This window comes from Enterobacter cloacae complex sp. IR5422, assembly GCF_049238165.1.
Lineage (GTDB): Bacteria > Pseudomonadota > Gammaproteobacteria > Enterobacterales > Enterobacteriaceae > Enterobacter > Enterobacter roggenkampii.
In genome coordinates, this window is sequence record NZ_JBMKHT010000040.1 from 1 (window position 1) to 20040 (window position 20040).

The 20040-nt window shown below is 51.0% G+C and carries 23 protein-coding genes and 5 pseudogenes; 10 read left to right on the forward strand and 18 right to left on the reverse strand.

Features of this window, described 5'->3' with window-relative positions; translation table 11 throughout:
* Nucleotides 1-547: IS6-like element IS26 family transposase (locus ACOTXT_RS17235; protein WP_001067847.1), on the reverse strand; the 547-nt coding region annotated here is incomplete at its 3' end.
* 65 nt (nucleotides 548-612) lie between these two features.
* Between ACOTXT_RS17235 and ACOTXT_RS17240 the strand changes: the two are divergent.
* Together ACOTXT_RS17240 and ACOTXT_RS17245 are read left to right on the forward strand one after the other, a co-directional pair.
* Nucleotides 613-2127 (forward strand): annotated as a pseudogene (locus ACOTXT_RS17240) (Tn3-like element TnAs1 family transposase); the annotation flags it as partial.
* 53 nt (nucleotides 2128-2180) lie between these two features.
* Nucleotides 2181-3464 (forward strand): annotated as a pseudogene (locus tag ACOTXT_RS17245) (Tn3-like element Tn3 family transposase); the annotation flags it as partial.
* A gap of 19 nt (nucleotides 3465-3483) precedes the next feature.
* On the opposite strand, the pseudogene ACOTXT_RS17250 reads toward ACOTXT_RS17245, so the two are convergent.
* Both ACOTXT_RS17250 and ACOTXT_RS17255 read right to left on the reverse strand, forming a co-directional pair.
* Nucleotides 3484-4044: pseudogene (locus tag ACOTXT_RS17250) on the reverse strand (IS6-like element IS26 family transposase); the annotation flags it as partial.
* Nucleotides 4045-4108: 64 nt separating this feature from the next.
* Nucleotides 4109-4288, reverse strand: a pseudogene (locus ACOTXT_RS17255) (ArsR/SmtB family transcription factor); the annotation flags it as partial.
* A 248-nt stretch (nucleotides 4289-4536) separates the two neighbouring features.
* On the opposite strand from ACOTXT_RS17255, the gene ACOTXT_RS17260 reads away from it, so the two are divergent.
* Nucleotides 4537-4842 (forward strand): DUF6710 family protein, encoded by a 306-nt coding sequence (locus ACOTXT_RS17260; RefSeq protein ID WP_011742557.1) that lies wholly within the window; start codon nucleotides 4537-4539, stop codon nucleotides 4840-4842.
* 173 nt (nucleotides 4843-5015) lie between these two features.
* Here ACOTXT_RS17260 and ACOTXT_RS17265 read toward each other — a convergent pair whose 3' ends face one another.
* The 14 genes from ACOTXT_RS17265 to ACOTXT_RS17330 form a co-directional block, all read right to left on the reverse strand.
* On the reverse strand, nucleotides 5016-5549 hold the full coding sequence (locus tag ACOTXT_RS17265) for a phospholipase D family protein (protein ID WP_000792636.1): 534 nt from the start codon (nucleotides 5547-5549) through the stop codon (nucleotides 5016-5018).
* Nucleotides 5549-6544, reverse strand: a complete 996-nt coding sequence (locus ACOTXT_RS17270) for an ATPase, T2SS/T4P/T4SS family (RefSeq protein WP_000128596.1) — start codon at nucleotides 6542-6544, stop codon at nucleotides 5549-5551. The genes ACOTXT_RS17265 and ACOTXT_RS17270 overlap by 1 nt, the downstream gene beginning before the upstream one ends.
* 41 nt (nucleotides 6545-6585) lie before the next feature.
* Nucleotides 6586-7746, reverse strand: a complete 1161-nt coding sequence (gene virB10 / locus ACOTXT_RS17275) for a type IV secretion system protein VirB10 (protein ID WP_000101710.1) — start codon at nucleotides 7744-7746, stop codon at nucleotides 6586-6588.
* A complete protein-coding gene (locus ACOTXT_RS17280) occupies nucleotides 7746-8630 on the reverse strand; it encodes a TrbG/VirB9 family P-type conjugative transfer protein (RefSeq protein ID WP_000735066.1) in 885 nt (294 codons plus the stop codon). Before ACOTXT_RS17280 ends, virB10 begins: the two co-directional genes overlap by 1 nt.
* A 10-nt stretch (nucleotides 8631-8640) precedes the next feature.
* Complete coding sequence (locus tag ACOTXT_RS17285; RefSeq protein WP_000646594.1) at nucleotides 8641-9339, reverse strand: virB8 family protein; 699 nt, start codon at nucleotides 9337-9339, stop codon at nucleotides 8641-8643.
* Nucleotides 9329-9487 (reverse strand): hypothetical protein, encoded by a 159-nt coding sequence (locus ACOTXT_RS17290; RefSeq protein WP_012561180.1) that lies wholly within the window; start codon nucleotides 9485-9487, stop codon nucleotides 9329-9331. The genes ACOTXT_RS17285 and ACOTXT_RS17290 overlap by 11 nt, the downstream gene beginning before the upstream one ends.
* 70 nt (nucleotides 9488-9557) lie before the next feature.
* Entirely contained in the window at nucleotides 9558-10598 is a 1041-nt protein-coding gene (locus ACOTXT_RS17295) for a type IV secretion system protein (RefSeq protein ID WP_001749958.1), read from the reverse strand.
* 15 nt (nucleotides 10599-10613) lie between these two features.
* Entirely contained in the window at nucleotides 10614-10841 is a 228-nt protein-coding gene (gene eexN / locus ACOTXT_RS17300) for an IncN-type entry exclusion lipoprotein EexN (protein ID WP_001749959.1), read from the reverse strand.
* 7 nt (nucleotides 10842-10848) lie between these two features.
* Entirely contained in the window at nucleotides 10849-11562 is a 714-nt protein-coding gene (locus tag ACOTXT_RS17305; protein ID WP_001749960.1) for a type IV secretion system protein, read from the reverse strand.
* Between the two features lie 17 nt (nucleotides 11563-11579).
* On the reverse strand, nucleotides 11580-14180 hold the full coding sequence (locus tag ACOTXT_RS17310; protein ID WP_001749961.1) for a VirB4 family type IV secretion/conjugal transfer ATPase: 2601 nt from the start codon (nucleotides 14178-14180) through the stop codon (nucleotides 11580-11582).
* Nucleotides 14180-14497, reverse strand: coding sequence for a VirB3 family type IV secretion system protein (locus tag ACOTXT_RS17315; RefSeq protein ID WP_000496058.1), 318 nt, complete (start codon nucleotides 14495-14497; stop codon nucleotides 14180-14182). Before ACOTXT_RS17315 ends, ACOTXT_RS17310 begins: the two co-directional genes overlap by 1 nt.
* A 49-nt stretch (nucleotides 14498-14546) precedes the next feature.
* Nucleotides 14547-14840 (reverse strand): hypothetical protein, encoded by a 294-nt coding sequence (locus tag ACOTXT_RS17320; protein ID WP_001749962.1) that lies wholly within the window; start codon nucleotides 14838-14840, stop codon nucleotides 14547-14549.
* 9 nt (nucleotides 14841-14849) lie between these two features.
* Nucleotides 14850-15131 carry a transcriptional repressor KorA gene (gene korA, locus ACOTXT_RS17325; protein WP_000440698.1) on the reverse strand — a complete coding sequence of 94 codons (282 nt, stop codon included), beginning with the start codon at nucleotides 15129-15131 and terminating at the stop codon, nucleotides 14850-14852.
* 8 nt (nucleotides 15132-15139) lie between these two features.
* Nucleotides 15140-15874 carry a lytic transglycosylase domain-containing protein gene (locus ACOTXT_RS17330; RefSeq protein ID WP_001749963.1) on the reverse strand — a complete coding sequence of 245 codons (735 nt, stop codon included), beginning with the start codon at nucleotides 15872-15874 and terminating at the stop codon, nucleotides 15140-15142.
* 108 nt (nucleotides 15875-15982) lie between these two features.
* On the opposite strand from ACOTXT_RS17330, the gene ACOTXT_RS17335 reads away from it, so the two are divergent.
* The 6 genes from ACOTXT_RS17335 to ACOTXT_RS17360 all read left to right on the forward strand — a co-directional run bounded on the left by ACOTXT_RS17335 (nucleotide 15983) and on the right by ACOTXT_RS17360 (nucleotide 18214).
* On the forward strand, nucleotides 15983-16288 hold the full coding sequence (locus tag ACOTXT_RS17335; RefSeq protein ID WP_000960954.1) for an H-NS family nucleoid-associated regulatory protein: 306 nt from the start codon (nucleotides 15983-15985) through the stop codon (nucleotides 16286-16288).
* Nucleotides 16289-16303: 15 nt separating this feature from the next.
* Nucleotides 16304-16648: a hypothetical protein gene (locus tag ACOTXT_RS17340; protein WP_001749964.1), complete on the forward strand. Its 345-nt coding sequence runs from the start codon at nucleotides 16304-16306 to the stop codon at nucleotides 16646-16648.
* Nucleotides 16645-16959: a TrbM/KikA/MpfK family conjugal transfer protein gene (locus tag ACOTXT_RS17345; RefSeq protein WP_001749965.1), complete on the forward strand. Its 315-nt coding sequence runs from the start codon at nucleotides 16645-16647 to the stop codon at nucleotides 16957-16959. The genes ACOTXT_RS17340 and ACOTXT_RS17345 overlap by 4 nt, the downstream gene beginning before the upstream one ends.
* A 113-nt stretch (nucleotides 16960-17072) precedes the next feature.
* The gene (locus ACOTXT_RS17350; protein WP_001191790.1) at nucleotides 17073-17306 is read left to right on the forward strand and encodes a hypothetical protein; all 234 of its coding nucleotides are present in this window, start codon (nucleotides 17073-17075) and stop codon (nucleotides 17304-17306) included.
* A gap of 49 nt (nucleotides 17307-17355) precedes the next feature.
* A complete protein-coding gene (locus ACOTXT_RS17355) occupies nucleotides 17356-18003 on the forward strand; it encodes a restriction endonuclease (protein WP_015344958.1) in 648 nt (215 codons plus the stop codon).
* Nucleotides 18004-18007: 4 nt separating this feature from the next.
* A complete protein-coding gene (locus ACOTXT_RS17360) occupies nucleotides 18008-18214 on the forward strand; it encodes a hypothetical protein (protein ID WP_001749967.1) in 207 nt (68 codons plus the stop codon).
* A 10-nt stretch (nucleotides 18215-18224) separates the two neighbouring features.
* Here the strand turns inward: ACOTXT_RS17360 and ACOTXT_RS17365 are convergent.
* Nucleotides 18225-18497, reverse strand: a pseudogene (locus ACOTXT_RS17365) (IS1 family transposase); the annotation flags it as partial.
* Between the two features lie 98 nt (nucleotides 18498-18595).
* Between ACOTXT_RS17365 and ACOTXT_RS17370 the strand changes: the two are divergent.
* Nucleotides 18596-20029: a DNA cytosine methyltransferase gene (locus ACOTXT_RS17370; protein WP_001288432.1), complete on the forward strand. Its 1434-nt coding sequence runs from the start codon at nucleotides 18596-18598 to the stop codon at nucleotides 20027-20029.
* The last annotated feature ends 11 nt before the right edge of the window (nucleotides 20030-20040 follow it).

Consider the following 20040-nt stretch of genomic DNA (forward strand, 5'->3'; position numbering starts at 1 on the left):
TTATCCGTTTCAGTTTGCCATGATCGCATTCAATCACGTTGTTCCGGTACTTAATCTGTCGGTGTTCAACGTCAGACGGGCACCGGCCTTCGCGTTTGAGCAGAGCAAGCGCGCGACCATAGGCGGGCGCTTTATCCGTGTTGATGAATCGCGGGATCTGCCACTTCTTCACGTTGTTGAGGATTTTACCCAGAAACCGGTATGCAGCTTTGCTGTTACGACGGGAGGAGAGATAAAAATCGACAGTGCGGCCCCGGCTGTCGACGGCCCGGTACAGATACGCCCAGCGGCCATTGACCTTCACGTAGGTTTCATCCATGTGCCACGGGCAAAGATCGGAAGGGTTACGCCAGTACCAGCGCAGCCGTTTTTCCATTTCAGGCGCATAACGCTGAACCCAGCGGTAAATCGTGGAGTGATCGACATTCACTCCGCGTTCAGCCAGCATCTCCTGCAGCTCACGGTAACTGATGCCGTATTTGCAGTACCAGCGTACGGCCCACAGAATGATGTCACGCTGAAAATGCCGGCCTTTGAATGGGTTCATGTGCAGCTCCATCAGCAAAAGGGGATGATAAGTTTATCACCACCGACTATTTGCAACAGTGCCACTTCGACGACTACCTGCTGCCGGCCGAGAAGTTCGCCGCACTCAAGCGCGAGCAGGCCCTGCCCCTGGCGATCAACCCGAACAGCGACCAGTACCTGGAAGAGCGTTTGCAGCTGCTGGACGAGCAGTTGGCCACCGTCACCCGCCTGGCCAAGGACAACGAGCTGCCCGATGCCATCCTCACCGAGTCAGGGCTGAAAATCACCCCGCTGGATGCGGCGGTGCCGGATCGGGCGCAGGCGCTGATCGACCAAACCAGCCAGTTACTGCCGCGCATCAAGATCACCGAACTGCTGATGGACGTGGACGACTGGACGGGCTTCAGCCGCCACTTCACCCACTTGAAGGACGGGGCCGAGGCCAAAGACAGGACGTTGCTGCTGTCCGCAATCCTCGGTGATGCGATCAACCTCGGGCTGACCAAGATGGCCGAGTCGAGCCCCGGCCTGACCTACGCCAAGCTGTCCTGGCTGCAAGCCTGGCACATCCGCGACGAAACCTATTCGGCGGCCTTGGCCGAGCTGGTCAACCACCAGTATCGCCACGCCTTTGCCGCCCACTGGGGCGACGGCACGACCTCATCCTCCGATGGCCAGCGCTTCCGCGCGGGTGGCCGGGGCGAGAGCACCGGGCACGTCAACCCGAAGTACGGTAGCGAGCCGGGACGGCTGTTCTATACCCATATCTCCGACCAGTACGCGCCGTTCAGCACCCGCGTGGTGAATGTCGGCGTCCGCGATTCCACCTATGTGCTCGACGGCCTGCTGTACCACGAGTCCGACCTGCGGATCGAGGAGCACTACACCGACACGGCCGGCTTCACCGATCACGTCTTTGCCCTGATGCACCTGCTAGGCTTCCGCTTCGCGCCGCGCATCCGCGACCTCGGCGAAACCAAGCTGTACGTGCCGCAGGGCGTGCAAGCCTACCCGACGTTGCGCCCGCTGATCGGCGGCACCCTGAACATCAAGCACGTGCGTGCCCACTGGGACGACATCCTGCGCCTGGCCAGCTCGATCAAGCAGGGCACCGTCACCGCCTCGCTGATGCTGCGCAAGCTCGGCAGCTACCCGCGCCAGAACGGACTGGCCGTGGCCCTGCGCGAGCTGGGCCGGATCGAGCGCACGCTGTTCATCCTGGACTGGCTGCAAAGTGTTGAACTGCGCCGCCGCGTGCATGCCGGCCTGAACAAAGGTGAGGCGCGCAACTCGCTGGCCAGGGCGGTGTTCTTCAACCGCCTTGGGGAAATCAGGGATCGGAGCTTCGAGCAGCAGCGCTACCGGGCCAGCGGCCTCAACCTGGTGACGGCGGCTATCGTGCTGTGGAACACGGTGTACCTGGAACGCGCCACCCAGGGGTTGGTCGAGGCCGGCAAGCCGGTGGACGGCGAGCTGCTGCAATTCCTGTCGCCGCTGGGCTGGGAGCACATCAACCTAACCGGCGATTACGTCTGGCGGCAGAGCCGCAGACTGGAAGACGGGAAGTTTCGGCCCTTACGGATGCCCGGAAAACCTTAGCGTACGATTTTTTCCGAATTCTGCGGGCTCCCCTGAAACGACTGAGCAAAATGATCAGTGATCTACTCCCTCCGGTGGATTTAACGGAGTTGCTGCTCGAAATTAACGCCCATACCGGATTTGCTGATGAGTTTTTCCATGCTAGTGAAGCCAGTGCCAGAGTTGATGATCTGCCCGTCAGCATCAGCGCCGTGCTGATGGCTGAAGCCTGCAATATCGGTCTGGAACCACTGATCAGATCAAATGTTCCTGCACTGACCCGACACCGGCTGAACTGGACAAAAGCGAACTATCTGCGGGCTGAAACTATCACCAGCGCTAATGCCAGACTGGTTGATTTTCAGGCAACGCTGCCACTGGCACAGATATGGGGTGGAGGAGAAGTGGCATCTGCAGATGGAATGCGCTTTGTTACGCCAGTCAGAACAATCAATGCCGGACCGAACCGCAAATACTTTGGTAATAACAGAGGGATCACCTGGTACAACTTTGTGTCCGATCAGTATTCCGGCTTTCATGGCATCGTTATACCGGGGACGCTGAGGGACTCTATCTTTGTGCTGGAAGGTCTTCTGGAACAGGAGACCGGGCTGAATCCAACCGAAATTATGACCGATACAGCAGGTGCCAGCGAACTTGTCTTTGGCCTTTTCTGGCTGCTGGGATACCAGTTTTCTCCACGCCTGGCTGATGCCGGTGCTTCGGTTTTCTGGCGAATGGACCATGATGCCGACTATGGCGTGCTGAATGATATTGCCAGAGGGCAATCAGATCCCCGAAAAATAGTCCTTCAGTGGGACGAAATGATCCGGACCGCTGGCTCCCTGAAGCTGGGCAAAGTACAGGTTTCAGTGCTGGTCCGTTCATTGCTGAAAAGTGAACGTCCTTCCGGACTGACTCAGGCAATCATTGAAGTGGGGCGCATCAACAAAACGCTGTATCTGCTTAATTATATTGATGATGAAGATTACCGCCGGCGCATTCTGACCCAGCTTAATCGGGGAGAAAGTCGCCATGCCGTTGCCAGAGCCATCTGTCACGGTCAAAAAGGTGAGATAAGAAAACGATATACCGACGGTCAGGAAGATCAACTGGGCACACTGGGGCTGGTCACTAACGCCGTCGTGTTATGGAACACTATTTATATGCAGGCAGCCCTGGATCATCTCCGGGCGCAGGGTGAAACACTGAATGATGAAGATATCGCACGCCTCTCCCCGCTTTGCCACGGACATATCAATATGCTCGGCCATTATTCCTTCACGCTGGCAGAACTGGTGACCAAAGGACATCTGAGACCATTAAAAGAGGCGTCAGAGGCAGAAAACGTTGCTTAACGTGAGTTTTCGTTCCACTGAGCGTCAGACCCCTTATCCGTTTCAGTTTGCCATGATCGCATTCAATCACGTTGTTCCGGTACTTAATCTGTCGGTGTTCAACGTCAGACGGGCACCGGCCTTCGCGTTTGAGCAGAGCAAGCGCGCGACCATAGGCGGGCGCTTTATCCGTGTTGATGAATCGCGGGATCTGCCACTTCTTCACGTTGTTGAGGATTTTACCCAGAAACCGGTATGCAGCTTTGCTGTTACGACGGGAGGAGAGATAAAAATCGACAGTGCGGCCCCGGCTGTCGACGGCCCGGTACAGATACGCCCAGCGGCCATTGACCTTCACGTAGGTTTCATCCATGTGCCACGGGCAAAGATCGGAAGGGTTACGCCAGTACCAGCGCAGCCGTTTTTCCATTTCAGGCGCATAACGCTGAACCCAGCGGTAAATCGTGGAGTGATCGACATTCACTCCGCGTTCAGCCAGCATCTCCTGCAGCTCACGGTAACTGATGCCGTATTTGCAGTACCAGCGTACGGCCCACAGAATGATGTCACGCTGAAAATGCCGGCCTTTGAATGGGTTCATGTGCAGCTCCATCAGCAAAAGGGGATGATAAGTTTATCACCACCGACTATTTGCAACAGTGCCGTCCAGCGGATATCAGCGCTGAAAGATGATGGCTGAGCGTGGAGGCAGGAATCTCAAGGTGCTTCTGCAGTTCGCCAACCGGCAGGCCTTCATGACCCGCCCTGACCAGCTCCCGGTATATGCTGAGACGTGTCGGGTGGCCCAGTTCTCGAAGTGCGTTTGCAGCAGTGTTTAAATCCATAATACCTCCTTTATCTATATTTCCAGAATAATAGAAATATAGCCTGCGTCAATCGTTTCTGCCGTGAGGGTACCGCTTTCCCAATCATGCTCTGTCCGCCAGGTTATGGGGGGCAGAGCCAGAGCACTACCGAAATCCTTGCGAATACCCGTGCAGGGAATAATTTCCGCCCCCTTTATGGCCGGAAAAAAAACTGATAAACGTCGCCTTTTCAGAAGGTTGCTTTCTTAACGTGGTTTTTCGCATGGTTGGACCTCAGACCCCATATAGGCAGCGCTAAGGGCAATCCGTGGGTACAGGATATTAACCACCGCGTTACTTTGTGGTTGCCCTGGCGGATAGGCTTTGTACGAGGAGGGAACCATTCTATTGCCAGCGGCGTTCTGGCCGGTGAGGGTGAGGTAATACCCGATACGGTTTATGATATGCGGTATTTGCTCGATATTGTCAGCACTGACGGGTATTACTGGTACATGAGCGGGAAGATCTGCGAGAGAGTCAGTGACTACCGTACAGCCGCCTTTTTTGAAATAGGCCGCCTGCTTACACTGTGATTCCTTCAAAATATCTCAACGAAATTTCCCGACACCTGTTTAAGCTATCTTGCTGATATTTCTGTTTTTCGATTTTTGCCGGCGCGATGCCGGCGACGTTGGCCAGCTGCCCCGTGCGCGATACTGAGATCAGTTTCTTTGAACAAAAAAAACCGCCTTTCGGCGGTCAGTATTCAGTAGCTGGAACGGTAGTCTCTCCCCCGATTCCAGCGGTCTTGCCAGTGTTCGAGGAATGATTCAGCGAGCTTAGGCATGTTCCAGATCACCACCGCATTCTCCGAGTTTTTCGTTTCGGCCGCTTTGGTGAAATTAAAGCTGCCAGTTTCAACGGTCACATTATCCACGATGATCACCTTGTCATGCTGGATAGGGAAATCACTGTCAGTACGCAAAGGGATGCCGCTGTTCGCTATGTAGTTCATGGCCGCAATGCTGGCGCGCCCCGTATTGCCCCTTTCATCAATTACGATTTTCACATCAACTCCCCGTTTTTTGGCTGCTACCAGTGCCTTCATAATATCCGGGGCGGTAAAAGAATAAGCCATCATCCGTATCGAGGTTTTTGCGGAGTCAATGGCGCTCAGGACGAGAACGCGGGCGCTTCCTTCAGGCGAGTAGCCAACCTGAACGGATGGTTCCACCGCAAAGGCGGGCAGGGCGGCTGTCGTAAATGCTGCGGCCAGAAGCCAGGTTGCTAAGTTTTTCATTACAGGCTCCCGTTCACACACTGCATTTTATATTCAGGGTCAAAATAAATTTCTTTGATTTTCCGCTTTTCCATATGCACCACAACGTCAATGGTGGAGTAGAGCATTCGCATAATATCGCTCATATCGAGCATACGGCCGATAGGGGTCGCCTTGATAAGCAGCCCAATACGGTTAAAGGCATCGCGCGCAGAGTTAGCGTGCGTTGACATAACACCGCCTGGATGGCCGGTATTAAGTGCTTTAAGATAATCCCACGCAGCATCATCCCTAAGCTCAGTCATGATGATACGGCCCGGTGTCAGACGCATACAGGCTCGCAGGGCATCAGTGGCGCTGACGCGGCCGATCTTTCCTGCATCGCCGTACATCATATAAACGGCTTCTACAACGTGATCGACCGTGACTTCGTGAACGTCCTCTAAAATAATTACACGCTCGTCTTTATGTAGCGATTTTAACAGCGCGCGCGTGAGTACCGTTTTCCCCGACCCGGTTTCACCGCAGATCACGATAGTGCGTTTCTTCTCAACGGCGGTTTGCAGGAATGCGGGCCATTTTTCGCTGCTGTGCAGCTCTTTAAGGAAAAAATCATCATCCGTTAGGCTTTGCTTGCTGCCGGTAATCTTCCGGCAGTCACTGAAAATCCCCTCGCTGGTCAGCTGCTCCAGATTTTTATCGGCCGCCAAATCCTTACGAAACGCTACGGCCGTTGTACCGTCAATCACCGCAGGGGGCAGACAGATAACGCCCCTGATCCCGCCAGGCAGGATCACGTCATTAATGGCCTGCATGGTCAGCTTGTTGCTGCTCACCAACGATTTAGCAAGGTTCCTAATAAAATCTGCCGTAATTGCCGCGTTCTGCACAACCCTGCGGCCGCTGAACGTATCACAGATAACTTCCTGAAAGCAGTTAATGCGAATTTCAAAAACAGTAGGATCTTCTAAATACTCGCGCAGTGGGCCAAGTTGATAGAAAGCTGCATCAGTCATGATTACTCCTGAAGAAAAGCGGGCGCTAAGCGCCCACTTTTTTAGTTGTCTGCGAGCGTATAAACGCCGCTGAAATCGAGGTCGCGGGCAACAAAAATGCTCACCGCATCACCCTGCTGATCGTAGAGGGTAGGGGGGATAGACATGTAAGAGCGAAGTGCTTCAGACGCCAGCTGCTCACCGCTGTTTTCTGTGCTGTTGTACTGAATGTTATTACTCTGCGTCTGGTTAACCAGCGCCGTTAAGGTGTCAGAGAACAACGAAATCATGATCGCACCACGCAGACGCTCCCACATATGGGTATCCACCTGGCCCGGAATCCCCGCGCTGCCGAGTGAGTTCGTTCCGGCACTGTCAATATTAACGATTGTCCCGTCCTGGTCATTGCGGATACGCTCCCAGAGAACAAACACGCGCGCCTGGCCGTCTTTGATACCACCGGTAATCTGCCCGTCAACCCATGAGCCTTTATCAATCAGCCTAACGAGTCCATCAGCTGAGTAAACGTCCTGTGAAACCCGGCAGGAAACCTGACCCGGAACAGTGGTATCCAGCTCGGTGCCGGTACCACAGGGGATCATTTTGCCTTTCGGAACAGTCAGGCTGGGATTAGCCATGACTCCAGCGCGGCTAGCCTTCAGCCTTGCAGGAGTCAGGTTTTTAGCGAGTGCTGAACTACCTTCGCTTGTTTCGTTGTCCTGGGGCTGCACTCCGGGACTATTGCTTGTAGCCGCCTGATTAGTCTGGGCCAGCTCGCCGCCCAGACGACGCTGCATAGCCAGTTCTTCAGGCGAAGGTTCTTTACGCTTATTAGAGGTACGCGCGGCGGTATTGCTGCTGCCCGCATCTGCATCTGCCTGTGCGGCAGCCTGCACAGCACGGGCATCAGTGGCGCTATTCTGCGCAGTTGCAGGTTTATTAACATCAGGATCGCTGTTAAAGCTGTAGTTTGGCAGTGTATTGGCCTGTTGCGCTTTACCACCGTCTTTATCAGCTTCAGCTTTAGCCGGGGTGCGAATTTTACCCATGACCGTAATCCCGATGAATACCAAAGCAAGCAGCGCCATCAGTATGACAAAGGCTTTCATACCAGGAGCCGAACGGCGGTTACTGCCTTTAAATCCGCCACGCTCGCTTTCAAATTCACCGTCTCCGGTGTTTTCATCGAGTTCCTGATCTACATCGACACTTTTACGGGCCATCAGTTATCCTCCCCAATTTGAACCCTGCGCACATCCGGGGAAGCCGTACCGGTTGCTACCGCACCGGCGCCCGGCGCGAAATTATTATTACGAACGCCAACGACTTTATCGCCCAGACGAATACGCCACTCTTTAGCGACGGTTTCCACCTCGATGATGTTGCGGTTCTCACCCACAACATGAGAGTTAGGCAGCGTTTCTTTGCCACTGGCCGAGATCATGTAGACCTGCGGTAACTCCGCATTGGCCGGAAACTCAAACCGGGTAAAGCGGTAGTTATCCCAGACGTGAACCGGCTGGATGCTGCGCATTTCAGGCTGTTCGCTCATTACGTACTGATAGTTCTTCGCCCCCGCAAAAGCCGTCTGCTTCAGCTTCTGCGTAATGCGTTTTTTATCAGCCGCGCTTTTGGCTTTTTCCTGCTGCTCAAACGGATATTCATAGGTCAGCTGAAGAACGGCCTGGCGCACAGCCCACGGCGTTTCAATAAAGGATTTTGATACCGTACCGTCTGCATTTTTCTTCGTTTCTTCACCGATGAAATGGAGGACGATGTTATAGGTGCGCTTATCGGTGACGATCACCAGGTTGGTATCACTCATGGCCTGTTTCGGCTTCACAAAAAAATGGTTCATTTTGTGCGCAAACGTCCAGCTTTCAGAATCGCCAAAAGCATGAGTGATATAGGTTTCGTCAGGCGCGACAACAATGTGGGTAGCCACACCGGCGATAGCGTCAATTTTGACCACATTAACAGGGTTATAAACAACGCTTTTAATGCGATAGTCATAAGGAGAATTGCGGCCAACCTCAAGCGCCATAACGTTAGTGGCCGCGCCTCCCAGGACTGACAAAACGACTGCTGAAAGAAGTAGTTTTTTCATGGGGCAGCCCTCAGTTAACTTCAGGGTTGACGCGATAACTCGTCACGCGGAAACCCAGCGGGTTGACATAACGCTGCTCAGCATTCATCGCCAGCGATTTATATTCATACCCCATAATGGCAATCCAGCGCTGCGGCTGATCATCAACGGGATTGCTGCGCACGCGGCGAACCGTAGTAAAGCGTATCGTTGCTACGCCGTGCGGTTTATCGAGGATCACAGAGTTAATCTTCACGCGGGTCGTTTCACTGTCGCCCAGAACCTTATCAAGACCGTTGCGGCCCTTGAACTTGCTCTGGTAAGACTCTGCCACGTTCGGCGTGGACATTAAGCCAACGGCCGTATAGTCGACCTGAACTGAATAGAAGTCATAGCTCTCACGGTGAATGACATATTGTGTCAGCCAGAACTTATCAATTTCGTCACCATAAGAGGTCTGGTCGCGGGTCAGCTTGACCTGCTGTACTTCGTGAGTGGCCTCGTTGAGCGTTAGCAGATGTGCGGGGATTGGCTGGCTGTACTTATGCACCACGTAACCAACTAAAGAGAGTGCAAAAACAGTTACCACCGCTGAACCGGTGGCAACCATCCAGGCGGTACGCCGGGACTTCAGCACTTCATCCATCAGATCAACTTCAAGCCCTTTACGGCTTTCGTTGAACTCTTTAATGGCTTCACGTGTAAGCCCTGTTTTTTTATTAGCTTTCATTTGCACCACCTTGCGTATCAACCGGGATTGTTTTGTTTACTGGAACGGTGTTGCTCCAGTCCGGCTCCGGTGGCGGTTTATGCCCGCTGGAACAGGCGCTAATCAGAAGAACTCCCATAAGCAATAAGCTGCGCATTACGGCATCCATTATCGGTTGTTGAACGTACTAATTATAATAAGTCGCCGAAATTGCAATTTCAACGACTTTTGTTTTAATTTTATGCAGCCTTCTTCCCGCGACTGCCCCTTGCCTTACCACTTAAATTAGAACCACTGCTTCCTCCGCTGTTGCTGCCACTTCCTCCACCTGCCGATTGCTGGCCGCCGCCACTGTTACCGCCTCTGAACGCATTACCGCCAAACATGCCGTGGCTGCCCATATTGCCAAGCGCCTGCATGGAAGAACCCGTAGAGCGTGCGGCGTCAGCAACTCCGGCGCTGATACCGCTACCCCAGCTGGCGGCAATTTGCGGAATCTGGAACAGAACGAAAACGGAAATGACCGTCAGTAATAAGGCGGAGATAGAACCAGTGATTGATGAGTAAGCGGCATCAGAGTTCATCGAGGACAGGAGGTTGTCGAACATCTGCATGATGAAACCAAACACGAGCGCAAGAATGACGACGACAAGGCCATAGTTAATGACCGACGCCAGCCAGCGAGCAAAGATGTTTTTTGTCGCTCCCCACAGCAGGCAGAAGATTGCAATCGGGCCAAAACAAAGCGTAACGGCCAGAAGGATCTTAGCCATGATCACAAAGCCCGCACCGAGGCCGCCCAGCACAACGGTAGCAATCATCATAATGCCGCCAATGGCATACGCGGCCAGGCCGCTCGATGAAAACACGTCTGCGGCTTCCCATGCGGTGTTGACGATCTTGATACCTTTTTCAATACCGCTATCAATAATCGCCGGTACGCCACTTGCACCGACTTTATTAGGGGCAGACAGTATCCCGGCAAAATCATCCGGCAGGTGAAGCGCCACGTTGACCAGTTCCTGTTGATACCAGCCGCCCGCCGTTGCAAAGCTCAGGATAAGGGCTATGGAAAGATACTCTTTAATCAGCGAACTCAGGCTGTCGCCCGCCCCCGGATTAAACGCTGAGTACATCCCCTGAACCATCAGCTTGATTGTCAGACAGGTGGCAATCAGAGGCGTTACATCAGAGATAATGGTGGCAACATTGGCGCTCACCATTGACGTAATCGCCCCGTCTACTTTTGCGAAAATGTCTGCGACTAGGGTGAATGCCATATTGCCTCCTTACTCCTAAATTTTCGGTGAATTGATTTCGCCGTCTTTTTTGCCGAACACAAACAGCTGACGATCGGCTTCGCGCGCGTTTTTGCAATCAGGTTTCTGAAGTTCATCCGCGTCTTTCTTGCATTCCTGAATTGTTGCCTTGCGCTCTTTCTCATGTTTTTTGTACCACTCCACGTCATGCGAGGCATCGCAGGCCACCAGGAGGAAAGGGATAACAAGCAGTAGTTTTTTCATAATTACCTCAGTTAATTGAAGGTGACGCGGTAACGTCCCCGCCGGTTCCAAAAACAAAATTGTGGGTGGCACGTTCTTTCTGCGCACGTAATAGCTTGTCCTGTGACTGCTGCAACATGTTCATCAGATTCAGCTTCGCCTGCTCACCCTGAATAGCACCCTGTGACGTCTGGATACGGGCCTGTAAGTCAGCAATCGATTTCAGGTCTGGAGTCGTTTTAATCTGCTCCGTCAGCTCCTGCATATCGGTTAGTTCCTGCATCTGGTTGTTGTAGGCTTTTTCTGCCATAACGCGGTCATAAGCGCCTTTTTCAGCCAGCTTTTTGTTCATGTAGGTAATTGCTTCGCTGGGCGTCATGTCGTCAACTTCCGCATTAAACTGGCCCATCATGCTGTTAACTGAAGGCGTGACGGAAGAACTGGAGTTCATGGCGTCGCTGTAGATCTCCTTCCAGTTGTCCGGCAAATTATTTGCCAGCGTGCTGGTAGACGTCCCCAGCAGATCGCCCAGGTTGGTTGTCTTTGCCATCGACTCATACATATTTTTCTGCGTTTGCAGCTGGCTTTTAAGCTGCTCCAGCTGCTGCGCCATTTGCTGAAGCTGCTCGACCTGTTTAGCCAGCTCAGTAGGGTTGGTCACGATGATGCCTGCGGAAGCGCTTTGCGCGCCTCCCAGAATCAGGCCGGTGGTCAGCAATACTGCCGTCAGTGTTTTTTTCATGGTGTTTTGCCTCGTTGTTAAGCCGTCAGGCGCCAGTATTCTTTGAGCCATACTTCAGGGTCATTACCGAGCCGTTCAACCAGCTCATGCGCAATTTCGGCGTTTTGTGGTTCACCGGACAACACGCTAAGAACGTTGTCCATTGTCTTAATATCTGCATCAATATCGTCGCTGTTGCGAGGGTAGAGATTGAAAGAAGCAATCGCAGACTGTTGCCCTTGTTTAACCAGGAACTGTCTGGAGTGTTCGGTAATCGACATCAGCGCGTCGTATTCAGCATCAGTAAGGAAGGCATAATCCTCTCGGATAGCTTCCGGATCGCGCAGGCAGATTTTTGTGACGGTCTGCGACATGATCGTGCGGCCAATACGGCTGGACAGCGCATCGTTCGGCTCCTGCGTGGCAAACACATAGATAGCGTCTTTCTTACGGTCAGTTTTGATACCACGCTTAACTTCACGCTCGATAACCGGATCGTCAAGGTAGGCGTGGAACTCGTCAAAGCACTGAATGACGCGGCGTTTGCCGTCGATGGAGTCACGTACCCGGTACAGAAGGTACATCATGAGCGGAGTACGGGCCGGGCTGGATACTTCCTCTTTGGCTGCGATAAACTCGGATAAATCGAAGCCAAAAATATCATTCGCGCTGAGATCCAGGCTGTCTTTATCATTGTCAAACAGCCAGCCATACTGGCCTTCGCGCGTCCATTCGCGCAGCAGCCCTTTCAGTGATACGCCATTTTCCACAACTTCATTCACGTACCCGTCCAGGATAGTAACGGTGCGCGCCTCGCGTGGAATAAGTGAGCCTTCCCCCATAACCGCATCAACGCCTTCAGCCAGTTCGGTAGCCATCGTTGCGCTGATAGGCCCGTTATTGGTGGTTTCCACACAAATGCGGAACAGGTTTTTAATGAGGGCAATATTGCGTTTGGTCGGTTCAATCTGAAGCGGGGCAAACCCGGACGGCATACCCTGTTGCAGAACTTTATAGTAGCCACCAACGCTTCGAATGAACGGCTCCATACCGCGGTCACGGTCATAAACAAAAAGCCGCGGGTTGTACTTCATTGACTGCGCCAGCAGGAAGTTAAGCAGCGTGGTTTTACCTTCCCCCGACATACCCGTTATTAACGCATGGCCCAGCGGGCGTTTACCGTAGGAAAGTTCTTCAAGCGGGGTCACATGGAAATTAAAATAGAGTGGCGTACCGCTGATCGTGCGGAACATGGTCAGCGCTGGCCCCCACGGGTTATTGTCAGGCTTGCCACGCATAAAATTGTGGAACGGGCTGAAGTGCAGGAAGTTCCATGAGTTTATCGGAACCGGGCGCGGCGCCCATTTCTGGTTGCCAGGCAGTCTCGCATAATATGCAGCCTCAGAGGCCAGGCTGATAGTCCCGCCAACCACGCCACAGCCGGTTAGCATAACCTTCACACGACGCGCTTTGCGCTGTACCGCGTTTTGGTCATTATCCCAGACATGCACGGTTCCATGATGGTAGCCCATCACGAACTCTCTGGACGTCAGCATATCGAGCGCAGTACCAAGCTGTGCCAGCTGGCTTTGCGCACGGTCGCGCGTTTCCTGCAAAGATTTTTCCTGATGCGTCAGAAACGTTTTAGCTGAAGATTCAGAGAGGCAAGAAAAACTCTGCGTCAGAAGGTATTCAAAATCGGCTTCTTTAAGCATGTTAAGCTGGCCTGGCTCTGTATCTTCTTCGTATTCACGAAATTCAATGCCGGTGGTATAGAAGTTGTGATCTACCGTTCTGATCTGGACAACATCCCCCCACAGGGAGCTAACAGGGCGGTTGTCCATGATGTACTCACGGATACGATCACGGCAAACAGGCACGATGGCCCATTCCATATTTGCGAGGAAATAAAGGAACTCCAGCGCTTTTGAATAAGCGTGAGCCTGCGAAGGTTCAGGCTCGTTGCGTTCGATAACAATGGCTTCGTCAAAAATGTCTGATTCATCGACTTCAGCAAGTTCTTCACGTTCTTTTTTATCAGGCGCAGGAATTTCAACACCGCGTTTGTCACGATAATAGATACCCAACTGCTGAATGCCATACGGCTTCATTGCTTCCAGGATTTGTTCAGAAATATCTTCCAGACCTTCAAGCGCCTCATTCTGCATTTGCTGAATTTCGTCACGAGTCGGCTTTTCAAATTTCGCCAGAAACTTCTGTGTTTTATCCCCTACCTGTTTGTAAATAACGGTCAGATAAAGGTCATTAATCAGCTGCTTGGAATCACCGTGCAGCTTACGGTTATATTGATCAACATAAGCAGGGAAAAAATGGTCATACTCACCATCCGGGTACTCTTTAGCCTCATGGTGATATTCATGCGTCCACAGCTCTACATGGTCTGTTCCGAAGCTCTTGACCAGCGTATTAAGGTCTTTATGCCAGGTGACCAGTTCCCGATCTGATGCGCAGTCATGTGTGCGGCCATCCAGCTTGAAAAAAGCCATCAGATCGCCGTTTTCCATCGAAATCACGTAATCATTGAGGTGATAAGAATAGGGCAAATACTTTTTATTTACTGATGGCTCCTTACGGTAGGCATCAATTTTTTTTGGCTTCGTAGCGGTGGCAGCTCTCATTATTTTAAACCCTTACGTTTGTAGTCAACAGAGGAATAAGACGATCCTCCCCACTGCTTAAACGGAGAATCAAACCAATTACTGAATTTGGTTTTCAACCACAGGCCCATAATTCGAAACATGCGGTCGTCATATTTTGTTAATGCAGCTGAAGGAATCCACAAAAAGACGAACACCAGAATCGCCCACATATGAATAATCATAAAAAGCGAGGCAGAAATCATGAATATCATCATAGCTACATTACGTGGTACACCCAGCGCGCGAGGTAAGCGAGTCGCACCTTTGAAAAGCGGTCTTTTCCCGTCAACGAACATCTTTGTAGTCCTCACTTTGGGGGACAAAAGTCCCCCCTTTTCGCGTTGTTCAGCTTCCTACGCCCGTCAGGGAAACCAGAAATGATGCAGAACCAATACCAATCAGCGAGATTACGATACGAGGAATAAAGCTGGCTGGGATTACGTGAAGCATCCACATAAAGCAACTAACCATGATCGCAATAGCACAACCAATTGGAATCCATGTGCTCAACCACGTCTGGATTGATGTAGCGGTTGATTCACCAGTATCGGTGCCAGCGGCCAGCGCAATTTGCGGCAGGGCAATGGACAAAACGCCCATAACTACCGCAGGGCCATACTTCTTAAACAACGTGGTCATACTTTCTCCTTACTCACTATCTTCTGTTGATTGCAGATTTAACCGGCATTCTTCAACGCCACACTTATCTTTCAAAAACTCTGCCAGTAGCCTTAAATCAGCCCAGGTTCGTAGCTCATGCTCTTTGTTAACCCTAATGGAACATGCGATCTGGCCCAGCTGTTCATCGTCTATCTGAAAAACGGGATACCACTTCTTTAATGAAACCCGTTCTATCGTTACCTCCTTCACTTTTCCTGCTTCAAATAGCTCCAGGATCTGTGATTGCAATACAAGGTACAAACGTTCCATCCATAACCTCATTCCCCCTTCGCTGTTTCCTGTCTGGTTAAAAAGGCATCCGTATTATTTCGGCTGAAGGCATCGCCATCACCCGAACCAAAAACATCTTGTTCACCGTCATACTGCGGCGCCGTACTTTTTGCCTGCTGAGGCTCAGTCGCGGTGCTGTCCTCACTGGTCTGGCCGTCAGGTAGCAGCGTAGGGATTTTCAAATCAGTTGATTGACGCGCCACGTTGATAACTTTCGTGACATACCCGTTAGAAATCCCGTTTGTGAGTGAGCCGGTGTTGTAGCAGGAAAGCGCGTGTCTCAGCGCAACCTGCCCGGCTGGGTAGGATTTCAGGGCGCTATCATAACAGGCTTTAAGGATGGTCTGGCTCGCCCGCAGGTTGATGCAGGGTTTGAAAATATCGTCAACCGAAAGACCCAGGCCCACTAAATTATTTGAGTTAATTTGTGCAAGGCCCATATCAAAACTTTTATTATCCTTCAGCAGAACTTTCGCAACGCTGACGGCCTCAGCTTCAGTACGCGGTTGCTGTTTTAACTGAATACTACCGTTAATATTGATCCTGTACGGCCCATTTGAGGACTCATGGCCGACGATGTACGCCATCGTTAAGGGTGAAACATCAGGCGCACATCTCTGCGCAAGCCTGGCAACTTCATCGGAGGCAGGCGCAGCACTGGCACGGCCAGCACAAGCAAGGCAGGCCAGAGCGAGAACCAGGAGTTTTGGATGTTTACTCATTTATGTTTCACCGCGTAATTGTAATTTCGACGACTTTTGTTTATGATAAGGGCTAATGAGATCGTGTCAAGAAGAAACGAAAAGAAAACCGCTGAAGGAAGGAAGGTGATGCTGGTTCCCCTGAAATCAGAAAAACGACCAAAAGGCGAACCCGTGTATCGTGACCCGGATAACCCTTTTAATACGTGGACTGGTATAGGGAAGCGCCCGGCCTGGCTAACTGCAAAATTGGACGCTGGCATTAGCCTGGAAGCCATGAAGATGCAGGGCGTAGCCAACCCCAGAGAACATAGACCAGCAAAATACCGCGACCCCAGGAACGCAGAAAATACCTGGTCCGGGACTGGCCGCCGACCCACATGGCTCAAAGAGCTGCTTGATAGTGGTTTATCACTTGATGATCTGAAGATATAACCGGAGGGTATAAAAATGGGCGAACTTATTGATTTTGCGGAAAGGCAAAAAAGCAGAAGGAAGAAAAAGGCATCTTCCATTCCGCCCATTTTTAGAAAATTTCGTGTCCATGCGATCAGGTTACTCGCCAGCATCATCAAATCCGGCTCTTATTCAGTTGCTTATATTGTTAAGAAAATTACAGGAAAGTTAATCAAGTTTTACACAATTTTAACGATTTTCGTTTTTGTTGTCGAATATATTGCAGGCGATATAGGTTACAAATCTATTTATAACGCAGCGTTATTATTAATATTGCTTACCGTTATCAACATTCTGGCGAGTGTATATCTGAACAAACTGTTAAGGACAAAACAATGAAGAAACTCTTAATACCTCTGATAGCAGCTGGTAGTCTGCTTTATATTCCTGCCAGCCATGCTGAAGATCCCTGCAAAGTTATTATGTGCATGGCGGGCAAGCTCACCGGCGATAGCGGCGGAAGCGAGTGTAACAGTGCTGAAGCTGCTTTCTTCAATATCGTTAAAAAGAACAAGCACGGCTTTTTACCCAACCACACGAAGGATGCCAGGAAGGCTTTTCTTAATGAATGCCCGGATAATGGCGAAGGTGGAAGTAACCAGTCGATGATAAGCCAGATCATAAGTAAATACGGGAAAGTTCGCTTATAGGCGAACTAGGAATAATCTCAATTTAAGGAGCCAACGTGAAAAAAATAATATTAAGTGCATTAGCCTGTACAGCTCTCTTAACTGGTTGCGTCAGCCAGGATAAAGGTAATGCGATGCAGAGCCAGCTGAATAACCAGCAACGCCAGATTAACGAATTATCCGTTCGTTTGCAGTCTGCGGAGTCCCGGCTATCAAAGCAGGAAGAAAAGCTGCGCAACGAACTGCTGCAATCCAGCGGCTATTGCTATCTGAATGGCGCCCGCTACTCGACCGGCACCGTACTTTACGGGCGGATTTGCCAGAATCAGTCAGGCAGCGCTTCGTGGCAGGTATACAGCCGTCGCTAAACACCAGGGCGGTTTAACCGCCCTTTTCTTTACCCTCAGAAAGCCCACTATGACCATGATCCCCTTCCCCACTACAGAAAACCTTATTCTATGGGCTTGCAGCGCCATCGCACTGCTTGCCGTTGTATTCTTCCGGCGTTCAGTACGGCACAGGCGACACAAAAGGAAGCAGCAAAGTGCGCGGCGGGTGCTGGAGCGCATAAAGACGTTGCCGGGCTTCCCACAAAAAATTAACTACCTGAGGAAAATTGATCCTTTTGTGTTTGAAGAACTGTTGCTGGAAGGATTTGAAGCGCATGGCTTCAGAACCATCAGAAACAAACGCTATACCGGCGATGGAGGCATTGACGGCCAGGTAATAATAGGAAAATATCGCTATCTTATTCAGGCTAAACGCTATCGCGGCCATATTGCTTTACAGCACGTACAGGAGTTCGAGAAGTTGCTTAAACGTCATAACTGTCGCGGTCTGTTTTGCCATACCGGGAAAACCGGCGCAGGTTCAAAATCTGTCAGTATTGCCAGTGAACGGATGGAGATTATCAGCGGCCAGCGCCTGATAGATTTGCTCACGCCCGGCAGCTCCTTCACTATCGCAACCGCCCCGCAGACGATGATGAAGCGTACCGCAGCAACACTAGAAACGAGCACCATTGTTAAAGATGCCGGTAAAGAAAATCGATACCATGAGAGTTAATTAAATGAAGTCAGTAACTATAGAAGCAAAAACATTTGCTGAAATGTTAGGAATAACAGAAGGTGAGTTAATCTTTGCCATTAAGAAAACTGGCACATTCAAAAACAAGACCATCCCACAACCTCATGAGCCACATAAATCAAATAATAGATTTTTATATTCAGACGTAATGAGGTTTATAGAATCACTAAAAGACAAAGAGAACCGGTAATGACTCCAACTTACTGATAGTGTTTTATGTTCAGATAATGCCCGATGACCTTGTCATGCAGCTCCACCGATTTTGAGAACGACAGTGACTTCCGTCCCAGCCTTGCCAGATGTTGTCTCAGATTCAGGTTATGTCGCTCAATGCGCTGAGTGTAACGCTTGCTGATAACGTGCAGCTTTCCCTTCAGGCGGGGTTCATACAGCGGCCAGCCATCCGTCATCCATACCACGACCTCAAAGGCCGACAGCAGGCCCAGAAGACGCTCCAGCGTGGCCAACGTGCGTTACCTAACAATAAACCTGTTTAAATATCCAGATAAAAACATTCAATCTGGGTCAAATGAGTGATACAGTTTCACCCATAAGACCCAATGGAGGCAATATGTCTGAATTTGAATTACTGGCGCAGGATCTGCTTGAGAAAGCAGAAGCGGAAGAACAACTGCGACAGGAAAATGATAAAAAGCTGCTCGGGCAGGTGCTGGAAATCTATGACCAGAAGTACGTGGCTGAACTGCTTAGAAAAGTTGGTAAAAATGAGTGGAGTCGCGAGACTCTTAATCGCTGGATTAATGGTAAGTGCTCACCTAAGACGCTGACGTTAGCCGAAGAGGAACTTCTACGAAAAATGCTTCCGGAAGCGCCTGCACATCACCCTGACTATGCCTTCCGGTTTATTGACCTGTTTGCTGGGATTGGAGGTATACGGAAGGGCTTCGAAACCATCGGTGGCCAGTGCGTTTTTACCAGTGAATGGAATAAAGAGGCTGTGCGCACATATAAAGCTAACTGGTTTAACGATGCTCAGGAACACACTTTCAATCTCGATATTCGTGAAGTCACGCTCAGTGATAAACCTGAAGTACCTGAAAACGATGCCTATGCTTACATTAATGAGCATGTGCCGGATCATGATGTACTTCTAGCAGGTTTCCCCTGTCAACCGTTTAGCCTTGCGGGCGTAAGCAAGAAAAACTCGCTCGGGCGCGCGCATGGTTTCGAATGTGAGGCTCAGGGAACGCTTTTCTTCGATGTGGCGCGTATTATCCGCGCAAAAAAACCTGCCATCTTTGTTCTTGAAAACGTTAAAAACCTGAAGAGCCATGACAAGGGTAAAACCTTTAAAGTCATCATGGATACCCTCGACGAACTGGGCTATGAAGTTGCGGATGCAGCTGAGATGGGCAAAAACGATCCTAAAGTTATCGACGGAAAGCACTTTTTACCTCAGCACCGAGAACGTATCGTTTTGGTCGGTTTCCGCCGTGATCTGAACATTCACCAGGGCTTTACCCTGCGCGATATTAGTCGTTTTTATCCGGAACAGCGTCCGTCATTTGGCGAACTGCTGGAACCCGTGGTTGACAGCAAATATATACTGACGCCGAAACTCTGGGAGTATCTCTATAACTACGCCAAAAAGCACGCAGCTAAGGGTAACGGATTCGGTTTTGGCCTCGTTAATCCTGAAAATAAAGAAAGCATTGCCCGTACGCTTTCTGCTCGCTATCACAAAGACGGGTCTGAAATTCTGATAGACCGTGGCTGGGATATGGCCACAGGTGAAACAGACTTCGCGAACGAAGAAAATCAGGCGCATCGGCCCCGCAGGCTGACTCCGCGAGAGTGCGCGCGCCTTATGGGTTTTGAAAAAGTAGATGGCAGGCCTTTTCGCATTCCTGTGTCAGACACTCAGTCGTACAGGCAGTTCGGTAACTCCGTAGTGGTGCCCGTGTTTGAAGCCGTAGCCAAACTGCTTGAACCTTATATCCTGAAAGCGGTTAATGCCGATTCGTGCAAGGTTGAACGAATCTGATCGCTCCTCCC

Bases quoted from the DNA above. Each gene is read 5' to 3' on its own strand.
- ACOTXT_RS17265 (WP_000792636.1), bottom strand. From the start codon at position 5,549: ATGAAAAACTTAGCAACCTGGCTTCTGGCCGCAGCATTTACGACAGCC.
- ACOTXT_RS17270 (WP_000128596.1), bottom strand. From the start codon at position 6,544: ATGACTGATGCAGCTTTCTATCAACTTGGCCCACTGCGCGAGTATTTA.
- virB10 (WP_000101710.1), bottom strand. From the start codon at position 7,746: ATGGCCCGTAAAAGTGTCGATGTAGATCAGGAACTCGATGAAAACACC.
- ACOTXT_RS17280 (WP_000735066.1), bottom strand. From the start codon at position 8,630: ATGAAAAAACTACTTCTTTCAGCAGTCGTTTTGTCAGTCCTGGGAGGC.
- ACOTXT_RS17285 (WP_000646594.1), bottom strand. From the start codon at position 9,339: ATGAAAGCTAATAAAAAAACAGGGCTTACACGTGAAGCCATTAAAGAG.
- ACOTXT_RS17290 (WP_012561180.1), bottom strand. From the start codon at position 9,487: ATGGATGCCGTAATGCGCAGCTTATTGCTTATGGGAGTTCTTCTGATT.
- ACOTXT_RS17295 (WP_001749958.1), bottom strand. From the start codon at position 10,598: ATGGCATTCACCCTAGTCGCAGACATTTTCGCAAAAGTAGACGGGGCG.
- eexN (WP_001749959.1), bottom strand. From the start codon at position 10,841: ATGAAAAAACTACTGCTTGTTATCCCTTTCCTCCTGGTGGCCTGCGAT.
- ACOTXT_RS17305 (WP_001749960.1), bottom strand. From the start codon at position 11,562: ATGAAAAAAACACTGACGGCAGTATTGCTGACCACCGGCCTGATTCTG.
- ACOTXT_RS17310 (WP_001749961.1), bottom strand. From the start codon at position 14,180: ATGAGAGCTGCCACCGCTACGAAGCCAAAAAAAATTGATGCCTACCGT.
- ACOTXT_RS17315 (WP_000496058.1), bottom strand. From the start codon at position 14,497: ATGTTCGTTGACGGGAAAAGACCGCTTTTCAAAGGTGCGACTCGCTTA.
- ACOTXT_RS17320 (WP_001749962.1), bottom strand. From the start codon at position 14,840: ATGACCACGTTGTTTAAGAAGTATGGCCCTGCGGTAGTTATGGGCGTT.
- korA (WP_000440698.1), bottom strand. From the start codon at position 15,131: ATGGAACGTTTGTACCTTGTATTGCAATCACAGATCCTGGAGCTATTT.
- ACOTXT_RS17330 (WP_001749963.1), bottom strand. From the start codon at position 15,874: ATGAGTAAACATCCAAAACTCCTGGTTCTCGCTCTGGCCTGCCTTGCT.
- ACOTXT_RS17335 (WP_000960954.1), top strand. From the start codon at position 15,983: ATGCTGGTTCCCCTGAAATCAGAAAAACGACCAAAAGGCGAACCCGTG.
- ACOTXT_RS17340 (WP_001749964.1), top strand. From the start codon at position 16,304: ATGGGCGAACTTATTGATTTTGCGGAAAGGCAAAAAAGCAGAAGGAAG.
- ACOTXT_RS17345 (WP_001749965.1), top strand. From the start codon at position 16,645: ATGAAGAAACTCTTAATACCTCTGATAGCAGCTGGTAGTCTGCTTTAT.
- ACOTXT_RS17350 (WP_001191790.1), top strand. From the start codon at position 17,073: ATGCAGAGCCAGCTGAATAACCAGCAACGCCAGATTAACGAATTATCC.
- ACOTXT_RS17355 (WP_015344958.1), top strand. From the start codon at position 17,356: ATGACCATGATCCCCTTCCCCACTACAGAAAACCTTATTCTATGGGCT.
- ACOTXT_RS17360 (WP_001749967.1), top strand. From the start codon at position 18,008: ATGAAGTCAGTAACTATAGAAGCAAAAACATTTGCTGAAATGTTAGGA.
- ACOTXT_RS17370 (WP_001288432.1), top strand. From the start codon at position 18,596: ATGTCTGAATTTGAATTACTGGCGCAGGATCTGCTTGAGAAAGCAGAA.